17 protein-coding genes are annotated in these 19,672 nt (G+C 59.5%); 9 read left to right on the top strand and 8 right to left on the bottom strand.

Features of this window, described 5'->3' with window-relative positions:
* Window positions 1-2 precede the first annotated feature (2 nt).
* Both LRK71_RS17880 and LRK71_RS17875 read left to right on the top strand, forming a co-directional pair.
* Window positions 3-506, top strand: coding sequence for a TRAP transporter small permease subunit (locus tag LRK71_RS17880; protein ID WP_232405330.1), 504 nt, complete (start codon window positions 3-5; stop codon window positions 504-506).
* Complete coding sequence (locus LRK71_RS17875; protein WP_232405329.1) at window positions 499-2,049, top strand: TRAP transporter large permease; 1,551 nt, start codon at window positions 499-501, stop codon at window positions 2,047-2,049. The genes LRK71_RS17880 and LRK71_RS17875 overlap by 8 nt, the downstream gene beginning before the upstream one ends.
* A 197-nt stretch (window positions 2,050-2,246) precedes the next feature.
* On the opposite strand, the gene LRK71_RS17870 is transcribed toward LRK71_RS17875, so the two are convergent.
* Window positions 2,247-3,407 carry a lytic murein transglycosylase gene (locus LRK71_RS17870; RefSeq protein WP_232405328.1) on the bottom strand — a complete coding sequence of 387 codons (1,161 nt, stop codon included), beginning with the start codon at window positions 3,405-3,407 and terminating at the stop codon, window positions 2,247-2,249.
* A 179-nt stretch (window positions 3,408-3,586) separates the two neighbouring features.
* Between LRK71_RS17870 and LRK71_RS17865 the strand changes: the two genes are divergently transcribed.
* On the top strand, window positions 3,587-4,828 hold the full coding sequence (locus LRK71_RS17865; RefSeq protein ID WP_232405327.1) for a lytic murein transglycosylase: 1,242 nt from the start codon (window positions 3,587-3,589) through the stop codon (window positions 4,826-4,828).
* A 31-nt stretch (window positions 4,829-4,859) separates the two neighbouring features.
* Here LRK71_RS17865 and LRK71_RS17860 read toward each other — a convergent pair whose 3' ends face one another.
* Window positions 4,860-6,005, bottom strand: a complete 1,146-nt coding sequence (locus LRK71_RS17860; RefSeq protein ID WP_232405326.1) for a trans-sulfuration enzyme family protein — start codon at window positions 6,003-6,005, stop codon at window positions 4,860-4,862.
* Window positions 6,006-6,197: 192 nt separating this feature from the next.
* Between LRK71_RS17860 and LRK71_RS17855 the strand changes: the two genes are divergently transcribed.
* A complete protein-coding gene (locus LRK71_RS17855; protein WP_232405325.1) occupies window positions 6,198-6,683 on the top strand; it encodes a GNAT family N-acetyltransferase in 486 nt (161 codons plus the stop codon).
* A gap of 2 nt (window positions 6,684-6,685) precedes the next feature.
* Here LRK71_RS17855 and LRK71_RS17850 read toward each other — a convergent pair whose 3' ends face one another.
* From LRK71_RS17850 to LRK71_RS17840, 3 genes are all read right to left on the bottom strand, one after another.
* On the bottom strand, window positions 6,686-7,894 hold the full coding sequence (locus LRK71_RS17850) for a pyridoxal phosphate-dependent aminotransferase (RefSeq protein WP_232405324.1): 1,209 nt from the start codon (window positions 7,892-7,894) through the stop codon (window positions 6,686-6,688).
* A gap of 134 nt (window positions 7,895-8,028) precedes the next feature.
* Entirely contained in the window at window positions 8,029-8,964 is a 936-nt protein-coding gene (locus LRK71_RS17845) for a LysR substrate-binding domain-containing protein (protein ID WP_232405323.1), read from the bottom strand.
* A 1-nt stretch (window position 8,965) separates the two neighbouring features.
* Window positions 8,966-9,862 carry a LysR substrate-binding domain-containing protein gene (locus tag LRK71_RS17840; protein WP_232405322.1) on the bottom strand — a complete coding sequence of 299 codons (897 nt, stop codon included), beginning with the start codon at window positions 9,860-9,862 and terminating at the stop codon, window positions 8,966-8,968.
* A gap of 144 nt (window positions 9,863-10,006) precedes the next feature.
* Between LRK71_RS17840 and amaB the strand changes: the two genes are divergently transcribed.
* Together amaB and LRK71_RS17830 are read left to right on the top strand one after the other, a co-directional pair.
* Entirely contained in the window at window positions 10,007-11,509 is a 1,503-nt protein-coding gene (amaB, locus tag LRK71_RS17835; RefSeq protein ID WP_232405321.1) for an L-piperidine-6-carboxylate dehydrogenase, read from the top strand.
* Window positions 11,499-12,776 (top strand): NAD(P)/FAD-dependent oxidoreductase, encoded by a 1,278-nt coding sequence (locus LRK71_RS17830; protein WP_232405320.1) that lies wholly within the window; start codon window positions 11,499-11,501, stop codon window positions 12,774-12,776. Before amaB ends, LRK71_RS17830 begins: the two co-directional genes overlap by 11 nt.
* Window positions 12,777-12,839: 63 nt before the next feature.
* On the opposite strand, the gene LRK71_RS17825 is transcribed toward LRK71_RS17830, so the two are convergent.
* Complete coding sequence (locus LRK71_RS17825) at window positions 12,840-13,880, bottom strand: zinc ABC transporter substrate-binding protein (protein ID WP_232405319.1); 1,041 nt, start codon at window positions 13,878-13,880, stop codon at window positions 12,840-12,842.
* A gap of 114 nt (window positions 13,881-13,994) precedes the next feature.
* Here LRK71_RS17825 and LRK71_RS17820 point away from each other — a divergent pair, with 114 nt between their 5' ends.
* The 3 genes from LRK71_RS17820 to LRK71_RS17810 are packed head-to-tail and all read left to right on the top strand — an operon-like array spanning window position 13,995 to window position 16,089.
* On the top strand, window positions 13,995-14,483 hold the full coding sequence (locus LRK71_RS17820) for a transcriptional repressor (RefSeq protein ID WP_232405318.1): 489 nt from the start codon (window positions 13,995-13,997) through the stop codon (window positions 14,481-14,483).
* Window positions 14,474-15,259 carry a zinc ABC transporter ATP-binding protein ZnuC gene (znuC, locus tag LRK71_RS17815; protein ID WP_232405317.1) on the top strand — a complete coding sequence of 262 codons (786 nt, stop codon included), beginning with the start codon at window positions 14,474-14,476 and terminating at the stop codon, window positions 15,257-15,259. The genes LRK71_RS17820 and znuC overlap by 10 nt, the downstream gene beginning before the upstream one ends.
* On the top strand, window positions 15,256-16,089 hold the full coding sequence (locus LRK71_RS17810; protein WP_269751795.1) for a metal ABC transporter permease: 834 nt from the start codon (window positions 15,256-15,258) through the stop codon (window positions 16,087-16,089). The genes znuC and LRK71_RS17810 overlap by 4 nt, the downstream gene beginning before the upstream one ends.
* Window positions 16,090-16,091: 2 nt before the next feature.
* Here the strand turns inward: LRK71_RS17810 and LRK71_RS17805 are convergent, their stop codons facing one another.
* On the bottom strand, window positions 16,092-18,395 hold the full coding sequence (locus LRK71_RS17805) for a hybrid sensor histidine kinase/response regulator (RefSeq protein WP_232405316.1): 2,304 nt from the start codon (window positions 18,393-18,395) through the stop codon (window positions 16,092-16,094).
* 18 nt (window positions 18,396-18,413) lie between these two features.
* Entirely contained in the window at window positions 18,414-19,265 is an 852-nt protein-coding gene (locus LRK71_RS17800; protein ID WP_456300283.1) for a PhnD/SsuA/transferrin family substrate-binding protein, read from the bottom strand.
* Window positions 19,266-19,672: the final 407 nt, after the last annotated feature.

The raw sequence follows: 19,672 nt of genomic DNA, 5'->3' as shown, positions 1-19,672 counted from the left end.
AGATGCAGCGATTAATCTCAATGTTGGATGGCATCAGCCGAACCACCGGCACTCTTGTGCGCTGGCTGGCGCTGGCAATGCTTATAGCGCAGTTCCTGATTGTGATTGCGCGCTTTGTCTTTGGCTATTCCTCGATCGCAGCGCAGGAATCGGTGCTCTATATGCATGCCACCCTGTTCATGCTGGGGGCGGGCTATACCCTGTTGCAGGATGGCCATGTGCGGGTGGATATCTTTTACGACAAACTTGGCCAACGCGGCAAAGACCGCATTGATCTGTTTGGCCATCTGTTCCTGCTGACCCCGGCGATGCTGATGCTGCTCTACTGGTCCTGGCCTGCGGTCTCCAACTCCTGGAAAATCTTGGAAGGGCCGATTTCCGTTGGTGGCATCAAGGCCGTGTTTCTGCTGAAAAGCCTGATCCCCGCCTTTTGCATTCTGGTGCTCTTGCAATCCCTGTCCTGCGTGCTGCGCATCCTTTTGAAGACTGAGACCCGTGATGGCTGAATATCTTGATCTGCTAATGTTTGGCGCCCTGATGGTGGCCATTCTGTCGGGCTTTCCGGTGGCCTTTTCGATTGCCGGAACAGCGATCATTTTTGCCCTTGTTGGCTGGTCTATGGGGGTAATGAACCTTGGATTGCTGGGGGCAATGTCTCAGCGGATCTTTGGACTGCTTACCAACAATGTGCTGATTGCCATTCCGCTGTTCGTGCTGATGGGGGCCATTCTAGAAAAAAGCCGCATCGCCGAGGATATGCTGGATACCATGGGGCGCTCTTTTGGGCAGCTGCGCGGCGGGCTTGGCATTTCGGTAATCCTGGTGGGCATGCTGCTGGCGGCTTCAACCGGGATTGTTGGTGCCACTGTGGTGGCCATGGGCATGATCGCCCTGCCCACCATGCTGCGGGCGGGCTATGATCCGCGTGTTGCCTCGGGACTGGTCTGTTCGGCGGGCACGCTGGGGCAGATCATTCCACCTTCGACCCTGCTGATCATCCTGTCGGATGTGGTGTCCAATGCCTATCAGCAGGCGCAGTACGAACAGGGCAAATTCACCATCGAGACCATTTCCGTCGGGCAGATCTTTGCCGCAGCGCTATTGCCGGGGCTGACACTGGTCGGGCTTTATATCCTTTATGTTCTGGCGCGCGGCTGGCTCCGGCCCCAAGACATGCCCCCTGCCCCCGCCGATATGCCACGCCCCCCCCTGAGCGAAGTGGCGCAGGCGATCCTGCCTGCCATCCTGCTGATTCTCGCAGTGCTGGGCGCTATTCTCAGCGGTATTGCCTCTCCAACCGAGGCGGCTGCGGTTGGCGGTATAGGTGCCGCCTTGATCGCTGCTGTCAAGAATGGCGCGAATCGTCGGTTGATCCTGATTGGCACCGTCAGCCTTGTCTTGCTTGCCATTGGAGCCGGGATCTTTCCGGTGCGGCTGCAACGCAGCGACCTGGGGCTTGGCAGCTATCTGCTTGGCGGCGCCTATATGGCGCTGGCGCTGGCCGGGCTGGTGGCCATTGCCCTCGCCCTACGCAGCATGGTTGTGCAAAAGGTACTGCAACCGGCGCTGAATTCCACCCTCACCATGACCTCGATGATTTTTGCCACCATGTTGGCGGCCGGGATCTTTTCGCTCGTGTTCATCGGGCTTGGCGGCGAAGATCGGGTGCATGAGTTGCTGTCATCGATGCCCGGCGGAGCCCTCGGAGCGCTGGTCTTTTCGATGCTGTTCATCTTTGTGCTAGGCTTCTTCCTCGATTTCGTCGAAATCTCGGTGATTGTGCTGCCGCTGGTGATGCCCACGCTGATGATCATGGGGCATGATCCGGTCTGGCTGTCGGTACTGATTGCCATCAACCTGCAGACCTCTTTCCTGACGCCGCCCTTTGGCTTTTCCCTGTTCTACCTGCGCGGCGCTGCACCAAAGGAAATCACCACTGGCCATATCTATGGCGGCGTGATGCCCTTTATCCTGATCCAGATTATCGCCGTGGCGCTGATCTGGTTCTTGCCAGCGATCGCCACCTATCTGCCCAGCGTAATGTTCTAAGGCACTGAATGAAAATAGGGTCAGGATCCAATGATCCTGACCCGTATCGCGAATAAACTCCACCTGATTGCCATCAACACTGGCTTTCTGGCAGTCGGTTCCTCTTTCGTCCTGGACCATCCCATTTATTAGACAGCGTCAAAACTAGCTCAGGCCAGCCCCAGATCCCATAGCCCCAAGGCGCAAAGGCCATGCTGCTATTTCAGGCCGCGCAAAAGATCCTGCGAGGGAACACCCGTGGTCGGCTGACCGATGCTGGCCTGGTAGGCGCTGATTGCCGCCTGACTTTTGGGGCCAAGCACCCCATCAGCGCCGTCGGTGTCAAAGCCCTTTGCGGTCAGGCGCTCTTGCAGCTCCACCCGGTCATCCTTAGTCAAACCGTTGGCATCAGGCGGGAACTTGCTGCGCAGCGGTGGCCCACCGGCAATCCGATCTGCCAGATGCCCTACCCCGATGGCATAGGCATCCGAATTATTATAGCGCTTGATGGCGCGGAAATTGCCAGTCACCGCAAAGCTCGGCCCGCCGGGCTGTGGTTGCAACGCCCCCGCAGCCGCCGCACCAGTGACCTCGCGCCCCCAGATTTGCCCGCGGCTCCAGCCGTTGCGCGCCAGATAGGCCGCGGTTGAGGCCAGCGCATCCGTGGGGTCTTCAGACCAGATATCACGCCGCCCATCCCCGGTGAAATCAACCGCAAAGGCCTGATAAGACGTCGGAATAAACTGGGTATGGCCCATAGCTCCGGCCCAGCTGCCAGTCATTTTCGCCGCCGAAATATCACCATTTTGCAAAATCTTCAGCGCCGCGATCAACTGCTTTTCAAAAAATGCACCGCGCCGCCCATCATAGGCCAGCGTCGAGGTGGCTGAAATCACCGGCACATCGCCGCGCCTTTCGCCGTAAAAGCTTTCAAGCCCCCAGATGGCGGTGATGATCGAGGCATCGACGCCGTATTTTGCCTCTAACGATTTAAGCGTGGCTTGATGCCGCTGATAGGCGGCACGCCCCTTGGAGACCCGTTCATCGGACACCGCGATCGACAGGTAATCCTCCAGCGTGCGCTTGAATTCGGTCTGGTTGCGGTCGCGCTTGATCACACCGGGCAGATAGCCAGCACCGCGAAACCCGGCCCGCAGGGTGGCCTCTGGAATTCCCTGATCCCGGGCACGTTTTTGAAAGCTGGCAACCCAGGCGTCATAGCCCGTATTGGGTGTCGGGCGCAGATCTGGCGGCAGTCCCGCCTTGGCCCCAGGCGCACCGCCCTGATTGGCCTGGGTGACATTGCTACAGGCCACTAAGCCAAAGGCGGCAAGGCCAAATCCAAAACTGCGTCGGCTTATATCCTTGGAAAAACTCATATCTCTGCTCGCTATTTTTTCTTTACCCTAGCGCATCTTGATCCACTTGCAATCTATCGCAAGCCACGCCCCAACCTCTGGGCGTCTCCTCGCCGAGGGTGCAATCTGACACCGTGCAAATAGACCGCAGCTGCGCTAGCCTGCCAGCCAAGACAATGACCCCACCGGAGCCCGCGCAGATGTTTACCCGCCTTATTCTCTTTGCCCTGTGCCTGTGTCTGCTGCCCTTGATGGCCACAGCACAAAACCGCGCCAAGGTAGAGCGCCAGTTTCAAACCTGGTTGCAGCAAGACATCTGGCCCGAGGCCAAGACCGCGGGCGTCTCACGCCGGACATTTAAGCGCGCCTTTTCCGACGTGGCCCTGAACTGGGATCTTCCCGATCTGGTGCCCCCCGGTGCCCGCCCAGAGGGGCCAAAACAGCAGCGCCAGGCCGAATTTGGCATCCCTGCCAAATATTTCAGCCCCGGCGCAGTGCAAAGCGCCAGCACCATGGGGCGGCAGATGGCACGGATGCATGCCACCACCCTCGCCCAGGTTGAGGCCAAAACCGGGGTCCCGGGCCGGATCGTCCTGGCGATCTGGGGCCGCGAGAGCGCCTATGGCCGGGCCCAGATCCCGCATAATGTGTTTCGTGTACTGGGCACCAAGGCCTTCATGAGCACCCGCGCATCCTATTTCCGGGCTGAGCTGATCGCCGCGCTACAAATTGCACAGGGCAAACAGGTAGATCCCAGCACCATGAAGAGCAGCTGGGCCGGTGCCCTGGGCCAGCCGCAGTTCATGCCGCGCAACTATCTGGAATATGCGGCGGATGGCAACGGTGACGGACGCGCCGATATCTGGCACTCAGAGGCGGATACGCTGATGTCGATTGGGTATTTCCTGGCGCAGCACGGCTGGCAAAGCGGCCGTGACTGGGGGTTCGAGGTCACCCTCCCCGCTGCGGTGTCCTGCGCGCTGGAAGGCCCGGATCAGGGGCGCACCATCGCCGATTGGGAAAAACTGGGCATCAAAAGGGTCTCTGGACGCGCATTTCCCGCGATGGAACGCGCCGAGCAGGGTTTCTTGATGCTGCCTGCCGGGCGGCATGGGCCGGCATTTCTGGTCACCCGTAACTTTTATGTGCTGAAGGACTACAACAAAAGCGATCTCTACGCGCTGTTTGTCGGCCATGTCGGGGACCGCATCCAATACGGGGTGGGCGATTTCACCGCCCGCTGGGATCGGCTGGATAGGCTTTACCGCTCTGACGTGGCCGCAATGCAGCGGGGGTTAGAGGCGCTCGGCCATGATGTCGGCGGTGCCGATGGGCTGGTTGGCTTCAAAACCCGCCGCTCTCTGGGGCGCTGGCAAGAAGCAACTGGAACCGCCCCCAGCTGCTTTCCGGATCGGTCAATGAAAGCATTGGCGTCTAACTGATCGCACCGCAACACTTGGCACTGGCGGGTGGTCAACCGCCCTGCAGCGCCTGCGACAGATCCGCGATCAAATCATCGATATCCTCGATCCCGATTGAGATCCGCAACAGGTTTTCAGGAATGCCCGTATGCGGCTCGATGGTGTGGCGATGTTCGACCAGGCTTTCGACGCCGCCCAGCGATGTGGCGCGGTGAAACAGGTTCAGCCGCCCCGCCACTGCCAGGGCCGCCGCGCGCCCACCCTTGACCAGGAAGGACATCAAGAACCCATAGCCACCCTGCATCTGCCGCCCCGCCAGGTCATGACCCTCGTGACTGGGCAGACCAGGATAGAGCACCTCTTCGACCTCGGGGTGGGCGGCCAGGAATTCCGCCACGGCCATGGCATTGGCACACATCTTTTCCACCCGCAGCGGCAGGGTGCGCATGCTGCGCACCAAAAGCCAGGCCTCAAACGGGCCCATGACTGCGCCGGCCTCGTTACGATCCATGCAGATCGCCTCCCAAACCGGGGTACGTACACGAGTGCTCAGCACGCCGCCCAACACATCAGAGTGACCGTTGATCACCTTGGTGGCGGAATGCATCACCAGGTCAGCCCCCAGCGCCAGGGGCTGGGTCAGCAGCGGCGTCGCCGCCGTACTGTCGACAACCAAGAATGCGCCGCAGCTTTCGGCGCAGGCCTTGGCGGCGATGATATCAACGGTTTTCAGCCAGGGGTTTGACGGGGTCTCAACAAACACAAGCTGCGCCTTGAGCCCTGCGCACAGCGCCTGCAGCGCACCCGTATCACTGGCGTCAACCTCATGCAGGGTAATGTCGCGGCGGCTGCAAAAGTCGCGGATCCATTTGGTGGTGCCCCAGTAGATCCCCGACTGTACGATCACCGCGCCGCCATTTGGCACGGTGCGAAACACGGCGGCAATCGCCGCCATTCCCGAAGGAAACAACTGCGTGTCCTCGGCACCCTCCAGTCGGGACAGGATCTCTTCGCCCAGCCGCACCGCATCATTATGCGAGCGTAGATAGACATTATCCTCGTTCACCAGTTGATAGTCCCGGTCGCGCACAAAGGTGGTTGAGGGCTGAATGGGGGGCACCACGCCACCGCTGGCCAGATCAACGGCCCCCGCCGCATGGGCAGCAATTGTGGCTGGCTTCAAATCATTGCGCTGCATCGTCCGGGTACTCCGCTGTCTGTTTTGGCCTATCTTTGAAGCGTGCCCGAGCCAAGTTCAATCGCTTTCCCGCCAAAACCTGCCCAAGACGTAGAGTGAAAACAACCCCTGCATCGCAATCAGGCTTGAGCTTTGACATCACCCATGCTCCAGATTGCACACCCGCAAAGGCACAAAGGATAGATCCCGCCAATGCCCACCCAGATCCGCCAGGCAAGCCCCCAAGATGCGGTGCAGATTGCCGACATTGCCAACCGCCTGATCCGCGACACGTTGTTTACCTTCACCACCCAGGAACGCCACCCCGAAGAAATTGCCAGTCGCCTGCGCAGCAACCCGCCGCCCTTTCTGGTGGCCCAAATCGACGAGCGCGTCATGGGCTTTGCCACCTATGGCCCCTTTCGCAATGGTCCAGGGTATCGCCACACTCAGGAACATTCGATCCAACTACTGCCCGCAGCTCAGGGCCGGGGGCTGGGGCGGGCTTTGATGCAGCAACTGGAAGAACGCGCAAGGGCGCAGGACGTGCATGTGCTGGTGGCCGGGATCAGCAGCGCCAACCCCAAGGCCGTCGCCTTTCACAGCGCCCTCGGCTTTCGCCACGCCGGGCTGATGCCACAAGTCGGGCGTAAATGGGATCAGTGGCTGGATCTGATCCTGATGCAAAAACAGCTATAACCTCAGGTCAGTTGCGCCACCGCGCGCCCCAGACGCGCCAGCGCTTGGCGCAGATCGGCCTCGCTGGTGGCATAAGAAATCCGAAAATAGGGCGACAGACCAAAAGCGCGGCCAGGCACCATGGCCACATCGTGGTGATCCAGCACATAGGCGCAAAAATCCGCGTCACTTTGCAACAGATCTCCCGCCGGAGTGCGCCGCCCCAGAACGCCTGCGCAACTGGCAAAGGTATAAAAGGCGCCTTCCGGTCGCGGGCAACTGAGTCCAGGTATCGCGTTCAGCCCATCAACCACCAGATCCCGCCGCGCCTGAAAGCTGGCAAGACGCTCTTGCAGGATCTCTTGCGGGCCGTTCAGCGCCGCCATGGCCGCCGCCTGCGACACCGAAGATGCACAGGATGTCGCCTGCCCCTGAATCACCGCCATCGCCGAAATCAAAGCGGCGGGCCCGCCGGCATAGCCAATGCGCCAGCCCGTCATCGCATAGGCTTTTGACACACCATTGATGGTCAGGCAGCGCCCTTTCAACCTGGGCTCCACCGCTGCGGGGGTGGCAAAATCGAACCCATCATAGGCCAGATGTTCATACATATCATCGGCCATGACCCAGACATCCGGGTACTGCAGCAATAGCTCCAGCAGCGGCGCATACTCTGCCGCGCTATAGGCTGCGCCCGACGGATTGGAGGGAGAGTTGAACAAAACCCAGCGCGTGCGTGGGCTAAGCGCCTGCTGCAACTGCGCCGTCGTCATGCGAAACCCGGTCTCTGCGCCGCAGGGCACCAGCACCGGTCTACCGCCAGAAAGCGCGATAATATCGACATAAGAGCTCCAGTAAGGTGCCGGTACGATCACCTCATCCCCAGGTTCCAGACTGGCCATGAAGGCATTGTACAGCACCTGTTTCGCCCCGGTAGAGACTATGATTTCATCCGCCGCGTACTCTAGCCCCTGATCACGCAGGAACTTGGCTTGGATCGCCTGTTTCAAGGCCGGGGTTCCGCCGAGGGCGGTGTATTTGGTGTCACCGGCTTGGATTGCATCCATGGCCGCCGTCTTGATCCAATTGGGCGTATCAAAATCCGGCTCACCTGCGCCCAGTACAATTACCGGCCGACCCTGCCGTTTCAGCGCTGCCGCGCGGGCACCGATCTGTAATATCTCTGAAACTTCGATGGCATCAATACGGCTGGCCCGGCGAAAATCTGACATGATGGCGTCCTACCACGAGAGAGCCCCAGCCCAATGCCGGAGGCAGCAGCGCCAAGCCTAGGTCAGGATCGACCGGAAAACCAATCGCCAAACCGGACCCAGTGCATTCCAAAACCGACTGGATACGGCACCGCTTATCTGGGCCGGTCCGGTTTTGGGGCACCGCTGGGTCCGCCTGACGATCCGATCGGGTTCTGGCGTAATTGCCGGGTAATCCAGGCCTCGAATTGCTGCACCGGCTCCGCAGCCCCACCATGCGGGCGCACCAGATAATACCGCTTGTTAGAGCGCAAGCCAGGGCCTGGCAGCTGTTTCAGCGTCCCGGTCTCCAGCTCTTGGGCGATCATATCAAAGGGGACAATCGCCGCCCCCAGCCCAGCCACGGCAGCACCAATGACCATCGAATACTGATCAAAATAACGCCCATCCTGACGTGGCTGCCCGTTCACTCCGGCCTCGCGGAACCAATCGCCCCAGGCTCCACTACGGCTGTCCAGATGCACCAGCGGCACCAGCGGCAAACTGGCGCGATCATCCAATGCGTGACTGGCATAGAGCTGCGGCGCGGCAACCGGCACCATCTGTTCACCAAAGAGAGCCACCATGCGGGCACCAGGCCAATTGTCGCGCCCATAGTGGATCGCCAAGTCAAAGGGGTCACGCGCAAAATCAAATGGTTGCAACCGTGTCGACAGGTTCAGCTCTATCTCGGGGTGACGGGCAAAAAAGTCGGGCAACCGGGGAATCAGCCAGCGATTTGCAAAGGTCGGCAAGACCGCAATCCGCAGCGCGCTGCGCCCGCCCCCCGCCGCCACTGCCTTTTGCACGGTATTGCGCAGCGCGCCAAGGTTCTGCGCCAGATCCGCCGCCAGACCGGCCCCCGCTGGGGTCAAGACCACCCCGCGCCCCACCCTTTGAAACAGGGCAAAGCCAAGATCGACCTCCAGCTCTTTGACCTTCTTGCTGATGGCGCTTTGCGTCAGGCCGATTTCCTCGCCAGCGGCGGTGAAACTTTGATGGCGGGCGGCACTGTCAAAGCAGCGCAAATGGGTAAGACTGGGTAAGCGCATCTCAAGCCTCCTGCGGTGGGATCTGGCCCTGCAGCCAGCTGCGGAACTGAACCAACGGGTCATCATCCACCCGGTCGCGAGGCCAGACCAGATAATATTCTCCCGATGTCACCGCCGGGCCATCAATGGCAAGACAGAGCCTCCCTTCTCCGATTTCGCTCTCGGCCAGAAAAGTCGGCAGCAAGGCAATGCCTAACCCATGCACTGCCGCCTGGGTCATGGCCGAAGATTGGTCAAACAACATCCCCTGCAAGCGCGGCGCCGCGACATCATGTTGGGCAAACCATTGCTCCCAACTTTCGGGGTGGGTCGCCAGATGCAACAAAGGGTAATCCAGCAGATCCGCCACCGCCGCAAGCGGTGCTGTCAGCAGATCCGGGGCGCAGACCGGCAGCACATGTTTGGGCATCAAGGGCATGTACGCCACCCCCGGCCAATCACGGCTGCCATAGTGGATCGCCGCCTGCGCGGTGCTGGTGTCAAAACTGAACGGCAGGTTATGGGTCTGCAAGTTCACGGTAATACCCGGATGCTGTCCGACAAAATCCTTCAGCCGCGGCGCGAGCCAATGCAGCCCGAATGAGGCCAGGATCGACAGGTTCAGACTGCCCCCCGTTGGATTTGCCCGCAGCTTGACCGAGGCCTGGGCCAGTCGCGACAAGATATCGCGGGCTTCGCGCGCATAATTCACCCCACCCGGCGTTAGCTGCATCCGCATTTGATCCCGGTCGATCAGATCGACCTCCATCTGCTGTTCCAACTGCTTGAGCTGGCGACTGATCGCGCTTTGGGTCAGGTTCAGATCCTCTGCCGCCGCCGAAGCACTACCCAGCCGATCAACCGCCTCCAGCGCCAGCAGAGAGGATATTGACGGCAAAAAGCGGCGCGGCGCAATCATATGATTTGACCTCATACCTTTAGGATTTAGTTTCATGTGCAATTTGGCGATCTCCGTGTGATTTATCAAAAAACGCCCAAAGGCTCCAGCCCGAAACCCCGCTGAATGCTCATGGGTGCAACATTTCCTTGAAAGGACAGCCCAATGCCACATTCCCAGATCCTCGCCGCTGCTGGTTTAAGCGCGGACAGCCTGACCGGCGGCAGCCTCAGCGTCACAACCCCGGTGGATGGCAGCGAGATTGCCCGGCTCACACCGCATAGCCTGGCCGAGGCCGAGGCCCAGATTGCACATGCAAAAGCAGCGTTCAAATCCTGGCGAATGATCCCTGCCCCAAGGCGCGGCGAGCTGGTGCGCCTGCTGGGTGAGGCCCTGCGCCGGGAAAAGGAAAATTTGGGCCGTCTGGTGACGCTGGAATGCGGCAAGATCTATCAGGAAGGTCTGGGCGAAGTGCAGGAGATGATCGACATCTGCGATTTTGCGGTGGGCCTGTCGCGTCAGCTCTATGGTCTGACCATCGCATCCGAACGCCCCGGCCACGCGATGCGCGAAAGCTGGCATCCGATGGGCACCTGCGGCGTGATCACCGCCTTCAACTTCCCGGTTGCCCCCTGGGCCTGGAATGCGGCGCTGGCGCTGGTTTGCGGTGATCCAGTGATTTGGAAACCCTCGGAAAAGACCCCGCTCACCGCGCTGGCGGTGCAAAAGATCTGCGATCAGGTGACGGCAGAATTTGGTGGTGATGCACCCAAAGGCCTGATCCAGACCCTGATTGGCGAACGTGACCTTGGCGAGGCCCTGACCGCATCACCGGATGTGGCGATCATTTCTGCCACAGGCTCGGTCCCCATGGGCAAATCCGTCGCCAGCGACATGTCGCAGCGTCTGGGCCGTACAATTCTGGAACTGGGCGGGAACAATGCGATGATCGTGGCCCCCTCTGCCGATCTGGAAATGGCCCTGCGCGCCATCGTGTTTTCGGCGGTGGGCACCGCAGGCCAGCGCTGCACCAGCCTGCGCCGCCTGATCGTGCACGCCGATGTCTATGACGCGCTGATCCCGCGCCTGATCAAGGCCTATGAAGGCCTGCCGATTGGCGACCCGCTGGCGGAAGGCTCTTTGGTTGGGCCGCTGATTGACGGCGCGGCCCTCGCGACGATGAACGATGCCTTGGCCCAGGCCAAAACCGAAGGCGGCAAGGTACATGGCGGCGGTCAGGCCCTGGGCGACAGTTATCCGGCAGCCGCCTATGCCCACCCGGCCATCGTCGAGATGCCTGCGCAGAGCGCAATCATGCATACGGAAACCTTTGCGCCAATTCTCTATGTGGTGAAATACGACGATCTCGATCAGGCTATCACGCTGCAGAATGCCGTGCCCCAGGGGCTCAGCTCCTGCATCTTTTCGACCGATCTGCGCGAATGCGAGTTTTTCCTCTCGGCAGCGGGATCGGATTGCGGTATCGCCAATGTCAACATCGGCCCATCCGGCGCTGAAATCGGTGGTGCCTTTGGCGGCGAAAAAGAAACTGGCGGTGGCCGGGAAAGCGGCTCTGACGCCTGGAAAGGCTATATGCGCCGCCAGACCAATACCGTGAATTACTCGCGGGATTTACCGCTTGCACAGGGCATTAAATTTGACATCTGAGTCCGCCTCGAGTCTCTGGCAAGATACCTGCCAGGAAAACCCTTCCTCCTCGGTCCTGACCGGGGAGGTCAGCGCAGACCTGGTGATTATTGGCGGCGGCTATACCGGATGTTCGGCGGCGCTCAAGGCGCGCGAAATGGGGGCCTCGGTCTGCCTGATCGAGGCGGAAACATTTGGCCATGGCGGATCCGGACGCAATGTCGGATTGGCCAATGCCGGGCTCTGGCTGCCCCCGGAAGATATCAACGCGCGCCTCGGCCCCAAAACCGGGGCACAGCTATCGCAGGCCCTGGCCGTGGCCCCCGATCTTGTCTACGGCCTGATCGAACGACACGGCATCGCCTGTGAACCTGTCCGCAACGGTACCCTGCACTGCGCCCACGCTGCCAGCGGAATGGCAGACCTACAGCGCCGAGCAGAACAATTGCAGGCCATCGGCGCGCCGGTTCAACTGCTGGACAAAACCGAGACCCAGGCGCGTGTCGGCTCGCAGCAGGTGCACGGCGCCCTGTTTGATCCCCGCGCGGGCACAATTCAGCCGCTGGCCTATGCACGTGGCCTGGCCCGTGCGGCCCAAGACGTCGGCGCGCAGCTATACGACCACAGCCCGGCCACCGCGCTAAGCAGGGGCAAGGCCCACTGGCAGGTCACCACCCCCAAGGGGCGCATTCGCGCCAAACACCTGCTCATGGCGACAAATGGCTATGCCCTGCCCATTGCCGGCTACCAGGCACCGAGCATCGTACACGTGAATTATTTCCAGGGTGCCACCACGCCGCTGCCGCTCGCAATACGCAACCAGATTCTGCCCGGACAAGAGGGCTGCTGGGATTCTGCCCTGGTGATGTCATCCTGGCGGATGGATCAACAGGGGCGGCTGGTGATTGGCGCCATGGGGGCGCTGGACCATTTTGGCAGCAAAATCCACCACAGCTGGCTCATCCGCAAACTGGCCGCACTGTTTCCAGCGCTGGCGGGCACCCCCCTAGAAAACCTGTGGTTCGGGCGCATTGCCATGACCTCGGAACACCTGCCCAAGATCCAGAAGCTGACGGATGGCTATGTGTGCTTTGGCTATTCCGGACGCGGCATCGGGCCGGGGACATTGTTTGGCCAACAGATAGCCAAGGCCCTGATCAGCGGCGATGAAACCGCCCTACCCCTGCCCGCCTGCACCGACCACCGCCTGCCCTTTGCCGGGCTGCGCGGCGCCTATTACGAAACCGGCGCCACCCTGACCCATCTGATCAAAGACCGGATTGGCTAGAGGCGGAAAAGGGTCAGAGATGGCTCTGACCCTTTTTCGTGACACATCGTAGAAATGCCAGGGTTACTGGCAAGCTGCCATGGCACCCCCAAGTTTCTGCAAAAGCGCCGGGTAGAAGTCAGCACCCGGGGTCAGCCCTGCACCCAAGGGATCAATCACCACGGTTTTGGCGGCACTGCCCTCCATCACCGTGGCCACCAGATCCGGATTGAACTGCGGTTCGGAAAAGACGCAGGTGACGCCATGGTCTTTCACCACTTGCTGAATTTCGGCAATCCGCGCCGGGCTGGGATCCGAGGCATCGCTCAGCGCAATCGCCCCGACCGCCTGGATGTCAAAGCCCTGCTCAAAATACTGATAGGCATCGTGAAAGACAACAAACTCCCCGCCGGTTAGGTTGGCCGAAATCTGATCTGCCACCGCCTGAATCTCAGCCTGCCCCGCAGCGGCATTGGCTGCATAGGCTGCCGCATTTTCGGGGTCCAAGGCAGAAAGTTCACCTGCGATCACCCCAAGCCAGGCCTGCGCATTCTCAGGCGCGAGCCAGGCATGCGGGTCGGTGCCGGAATGATCGTGGCCCGCGTGGCCGACGTCTGCTTGGTCCTCGGAATGGTCCCCTTCATGACCATGGTCCCCGTGATCTTCAGCATGGTCGTGATCGCCATGATCGGCGTGGCTGTCCTCATCATGGTCATGCCCATGATCGTTACCCTGCGTACCTGCGAGATCATGTTTATGCGGTTCAAAACCAACGCCTTCTCGGAAAGGCAGCACCATCGTGGCCTCATGCTCCAGCAGCTCGACAACCCGCGCCTGGTCGGCCAGCTCCGTGATGGCACCCTGCAACCAAGGCGTCAGGGGTGCACCCATCCAGAACACCAGATCTGCCTGCGCCAGCGCCATGGCCTCGGATGGGCGCATGGAATGATTATGCGGCGAGGCACCCGCAGGAACCACCAGATCAGGCATCGCGATGTCCTGCATCACGCGCGCCACCAAGCCATGAACTGGCGCAATATCCGTTGCGACCCGAGGTGACTCTGCCCAGCTTGCACTGGCAAACCCAAGGACGGAAACGGCTGTGGTCAGGCTGAGTTTTATCATCGACTCTCTCATGTGATTTTATAACATCTCACGACTTGATAAACGTCATATCATAACATATCAAGAGCCAAGTTCGCCAACCTTGGCCAGACCAGCGCACCGGAGAGCACGACCATGGAAACCATCGGGTTTGAAACCCATGATCACAGCAGCTGCATTGCCAGCTGCATTGCAACCGTTGATGCCCAGTGCAGGGCACAGGGGCTGCAGTTTACCCCGGTGCGCAAACGCGTGCTGGAAATCTTGCTGCAGGAACACCGCGCCCTGGGTGCCTATGAAATCCTTGACCGTCTGCGCGAAGAAGGGTTGGGATCGCAGCCGCCCGTGGCCTATCGCGCGCTCGATTTTCTGGTAAAGAATGGCTTTGCACATAAGATCGAGCGTTTGAACGCCTTTATTGCCTGCACCCATCCCGGCGAAACCCACGCCCCGGTCTTTATGATCTGCCGCCTGTGCACAGCCGTCGCCGAAGCCCAAACCATTCCTACCAAGGGCCAATTGGGCCAGGCTGCAAAAGAGGCCGGTTTTCATATCGAACGCACCGTGGTCGAGGCCGAAGGCCTGTGCCCCAAGTGCCAAGAGACCGCCCCAGAATGCCGCTGATTTCGCTGCAAAACCTATCGGTGCGCTTCGGTGGCAATACCGTCCTATCCAATGTGAGCTTTGCCATTTCTGCCGGTGAAATCGTGACCATCGTCGGGCCAAACGGCTCGGGAAAATCGACACTACTGCGCAGTATTATCGGCGCGCAACACCCCGATCAGGGCCAGATCAACCGCAGCCCCGGCCTGCGCATTGGCTATGTGCCGCAAAAACTGCATATCGACCCGACCCTGCCGATGACGGTGCGCCGCTTTCTCAGCCTGCCGCAGCGGGTCAGTGACCAGCAGGCCGCCACGGCCCTGGAGCAGGCCGGTGCCGGGCAGCTGGCCAGCCGCCAGATGGTCAACCTATCGGGCGGCCAATTCCAGCGGGTTCTGCTGGCCCGTGCCCTGCTCTGCGCGCCACAGCTTTTGATCCTTGATGAGGCCACCCAGGGGCTGGATCAACCGGGATCAGCCGGATTTTACCAACAGATCGAAACCCTGCGCGAAACCTTGGGCTGCGCTATTCTGATGGTCAGCCACGAATTGCATGTGGTGATGGCCGCCTCGGACCGGGTGATTTGCCTCAACGGGCATATTTGCTGCGAGGGCGAACCCGAACAAGTGGCCTCGGCACCGGAATACCGCGCCCTTTTTGGCAGTGGTACCCAAGGCGCGCTGGCACTCTACCGGCATGAACACAACCACCGACACGACCACAGCTGCGGCCATGACCATGGCCAAGACACCGCGAACCAGACCCGCCCCGCCCCCGCGAGTGAGACCCACCCATGATCAGCCTCTTTGACAGTTTTCTGCTGCGCGCCGCCCTGGCCGGAACCGGAGTCGCCGTCGCGGCGGCCCCCCTGGGCTGTTTTGTCGTCTGGCGGCGCATGGCCTATTTTGGCGATGCCACGGCCCATGCCTCTATCCTGGGGGTCGCCTTGGCGCTGGGGTTTCAAATGCCGGTCTTTGCTGGGGTGCTAATCGTCTCGTTGCTCATGGCGACAGCCGTTTCCAGCCTCAGCGGGCGGGGCTTTGCCATGGATACCCTTTTGGGCGTTCTGGCCCATTCCTCGCTGGCTTTTGGCCTGGTTGCGGTCTCGTTCTTGCAGGGCATTCGCATTGATCTCATGGCTTATCTGTTTGGCGATATTCTCGCGGTCAGCCGCATCGACCTTATGGTGATCTGGGGTGGGGCGGGGCTGGTGCTCTTGCTGCTCTGGGCGCGCTGGTCGGCGCTGTTGACCGCAACGCTCAGTCCTGATTTGGCCTATGCCGCCGGTCTCAACCCAAAGCGTGAACAGCTGGTACTGACCATCGCGCTGGCTTTGGTCGTTGCCGTCGCCATCAAGGTGGTTGGCGTTTTGCTGATTTCAGCCCTGCTGCTGATCCCGGCCGCTGCTGCCCGCCCCTTTGCCGCCACCCCTGAACGCATGGCCTTTGCCGCAGCGGTCATTGGCATGCTCTCGGCCCTGGCGGGGCTGCAACTGTCATTTCTGCTTGATACACCAACCGGACCGACAATTGTCTGCGTGGCGGCGGGCTTTTTTGCGCTGACCAGCCTGGGGGATATGATCCGGCAGCAACTGCCGATGACCGGGTCACGCGCGCGGCGGCATTAGGCCTAACTCGCATCGGCACAGGAGGCCTGCGCCGTGGGCGTGGCGACCCAATTGTTGATCGCAGCAAGCAGCGCATTTTTCCGCAGGGGCTTGCTCAGGAAATCATCCATCCCAGCGGTCAGGCATTTTTCCCGGTGAGAGTCTAGCGCATTTGCGGTCAAGGCGATGATACGGCAAGGCGGGATCTGCTGTGCGACCTCCATCTCGCGGATTTTCATCGTCGCTTCGACGCCGTCCATCACAGGCATCATCATATCCATCAACACAATGTCGGGCTGATGCTCTTCATACAGCGCAACAGCCTCGGCGCCATTTACCGCTAGGCTGATATCAAAATCCGCCCCTTTGAGCATCTTGGTTACCACCAGGCGATTGGTCCGATTGTCTTCGGCCACCAGCACCTTGATACGGCGCTGCTGGGCGGTCACAACGGATTGTGGTGCGGCAGGTATTACATCGGGGGCCTCCAGGTGGAGCACCCGGCACAGTACCTGTTTCAACTGTGCCACGCGCACCGGCTTCAACACGAATTGGCAGCTTTGCCCACCTTCACGCGCGTTCCGTGCCACGGCTTGTTCGACGGACGACAGCATGACAATTGGCACCTCCCGGTAATCAGCAATGGCGCGAATGCGCTGCGCCAGCTTATGCCCTTCCAGCTCTGGCATCTGATCATCCAGAATGATGAAATCCAATTGTTTCTGAGCTAGTTGCAGATCAGATAAGACCTCCAATGCCTCCAGCGTATTGTCAGCCTCAAAAGCCTGGCCGCCCCAACTGCGCAGCCGTTCGGCAAGAACCGTGCAACTGACGTCAAGCCCATCAACGACCATCCCGGTCATGCCCTGTAAAGGCAGAGGGCTCTCGGCAAGGCCAGTAATACCATCGCCAAGTGGCAGCGGCACCTGGATCGTAAAGACGGAGCCGACACCGAGCTCGGACTGGACCAAAATCCGCCCGCGCATTAGCGCCAGCAAACGGGACGAGATCGCCAACCCCAGTCCAGTGCCTTCAAAATTGCGCGTGGCACCGCCATCCACCTGCTCAAAGGCATTGAACACCGCATCCACCCGATCTTTGGGGATGCCAATCCCGGTATCCGTTACGGAAATGGACAGTTCGCGTTCTCCAGGGCGGCCGAGTGTTGTTCCAGTCACATCAATGTAGACATGGCCAGACGAGGTGAATTTCACTGCATTGCCAATAACATTGGTCATCACTTGGCGCAGCCGCCCAACGTCACCTTCATAGAGTTCCGGCAGATCGGGATCATAACGCAGAACAATTTCGACCCCCTTGAGGCTGGCCTTCGGCGCCAGCAGGGTGACGATATCTTCAACGCTTGTCAGCAGGTTAAAGGGGCGGTGCTCCAGCTCGATCTTGCCTGCCTCAACCTTGGAAAAGTTGAGAATATCATTGATGATAGTCAGAAGTGCCGAACCAGATTTTGCAATGGTGTCCGCGTAGACCAGTTGATCATCATCAAGATCTGTTTCCAGCATCAATTCGGCCATGCCGATCACACCATTCATCGGTGTGCGGATTTCATGGCTCATATTGGCAAGAAAATCAGATTTCGCCTGACTGGCAATCGCTGCCGTTTCACAGGCCTGTTCAAGCACAATCTCGCGCTCGTCCCGTTCCGCAAAGGTATCTTCCAGCACCTCTACCGAATGATTGAGCGCCCAGAATTCCCGTGAGGCATACCAGGGCAGAGCCGTGGCGGGCACATCGGTCTGACGCAGGGTCCCGGAAATTGCTCCCGACATGCGCTGGTGAATAATCTTGAGCGGCTGCAACGCCAGTAGGGTCACCAAGAGCAAGACCAGCAGAGTCAACACACCAATGGCCAGGATCGTCCACTTGATCGTATAATGGACTTTCTGTTCAACTAGGGCCAAACCATCTTGCACCGACCACTGCACCATCATGGTGCCAAACTGAACGCCTTCCATCTCGACGGGTTGGTCATAGGTGACAAAATCCTCGTTCACCCCCTCTTGATCGCGACTGGCAGAAGCGATCAACGTTCCCTCACTATTCAGGATCTGGATCGACAGGATGTTCCTGGCGCGTGCCAAGGTCTCGTGCAATCCGGTCTCAAGAACCGGGACATCCTCGACAATGATGGATTCCAGCATCAGCCCGCTCAACAGAGAAACGGTTAGTCCCGCTTGCTTGAGCTGCTGTTCGCGCAAGCGTTCGCCTTCATATTGCCGCACCACGCTGCCAACCGCCAAGGCCACCACAATAGCAGCCAGAGACAGCGAAAGGATAATTTGAAACAGGATACCTGTGCGTTTCATCGCTCTACGCTTCACGGTCTAGAACCGGCGGCTTTGGTCGATGGCAACGCGGATCAAATCGTAATCCGCATCTTCGCCTACCAAAAAGCCGTTCTTGGAAATACGGCGCACGATTTCTTCGTTCTGCGACGCAAACATGACATCACGCATGGCCTGCAAGGTCGAAGGGTCCAGATCAGCCGAGGCCAGCCAGGGTTTGGTGACATTGTCAAACGACGACAGAATCCGGATTTCGACCCCATTGGCCACAAGGGTTTTGAAGGTGCTTTCTTTCAGTGCCCCAGCGGTATACTTGCCAGCCCCCACTGCGACGCCAACCAGATCATGTCGGCCGAGGTAATCGAAAGTTTTCAAATCGGTACCGCTGATACCTGCCTCCAACAACTGGGCCTGGGCCAGATAGCGACCGATGGTTGACAGCTCATCCCCAAAGGCAAAGCTCTGACCTGAGAGTTCTTGCAGCGAGACTATCGGGCTATCGCGATGAACAACGATAACACCCTTGAACTGCTTTTGGCCCTCTTTCGATTCCATCGCCACAATTTGGATCAGCGGGTTTATCGCTTTGGCTATGACATAGGACGCCGGACCAAAACGAGCGAAATCCACTTCCCCCGCAGTCAGTTGGCGAATGCCCTCCTCATATTCCTTGGCGATTACCATCTTTATGGTGACTGTTTTGCCCAGGCGCTCTGTCAGGCGGTCCGCCAAGAATGACAAAAACGGATGATACTGGCGAACCGTTTCGGTGGGCTTGTCGGCGGCATAGGTGCCAAAGGTCAGGGTAATCTCCGCACGCGCCACCGTTGGCGCAGCCCCCAGAGGGCCTACAACCAACAAAAACATAACCGCCCAAGCGCGCAAATGCATACCAAGACAGGCACCCCACACGCGCAAGATGACCGGGCGTTTATACTCGTCTGCGTGCCGCATCACCATTGCCTCCTGGCCGACTTCGTGATTCCAGATCCTATTTGGTCACCCATACTCTACCCTGCGATGCAGACTGCAAGGTTAACTTTTACGTCCTTGATATAGAAAATTGGAGAAAAATCAGCCCCTAGACGACAAACAAGCAATACTTCACAATCTTAAGATAATTTTTACCAAACCGTTACAATCCTAAATATTCCCTTAATAGGCGACAGGACGTGCAGTGAAATTCCCCAGCTATATCCCGGCCTCATCGGCAAAATCCGGCTTATTCTTCGGACTTGGACTCTGTGCCATTCTGGTCCTCTTCCCCTATAAAGTGCAGGCAATTCCCTCGCCAGAAC

Source organism: Pseudophaeobacter flagellatus (assembly GCF_021228235.1).
In the GTDB taxonomy this organism is placed as follows: domain Bacteria; phylum Pseudomonadota; class Alphaproteobacteria; order Rhodobacterales; family Rhodobacteraceae; genus Pseudophaeobacter; species Pseudophaeobacter flagellatus.
The sequence above is the reverse complement of the archived record's forward strand: the minus strand, read 5'-3'. Positions and strand labels throughout refer to the sequence as shown.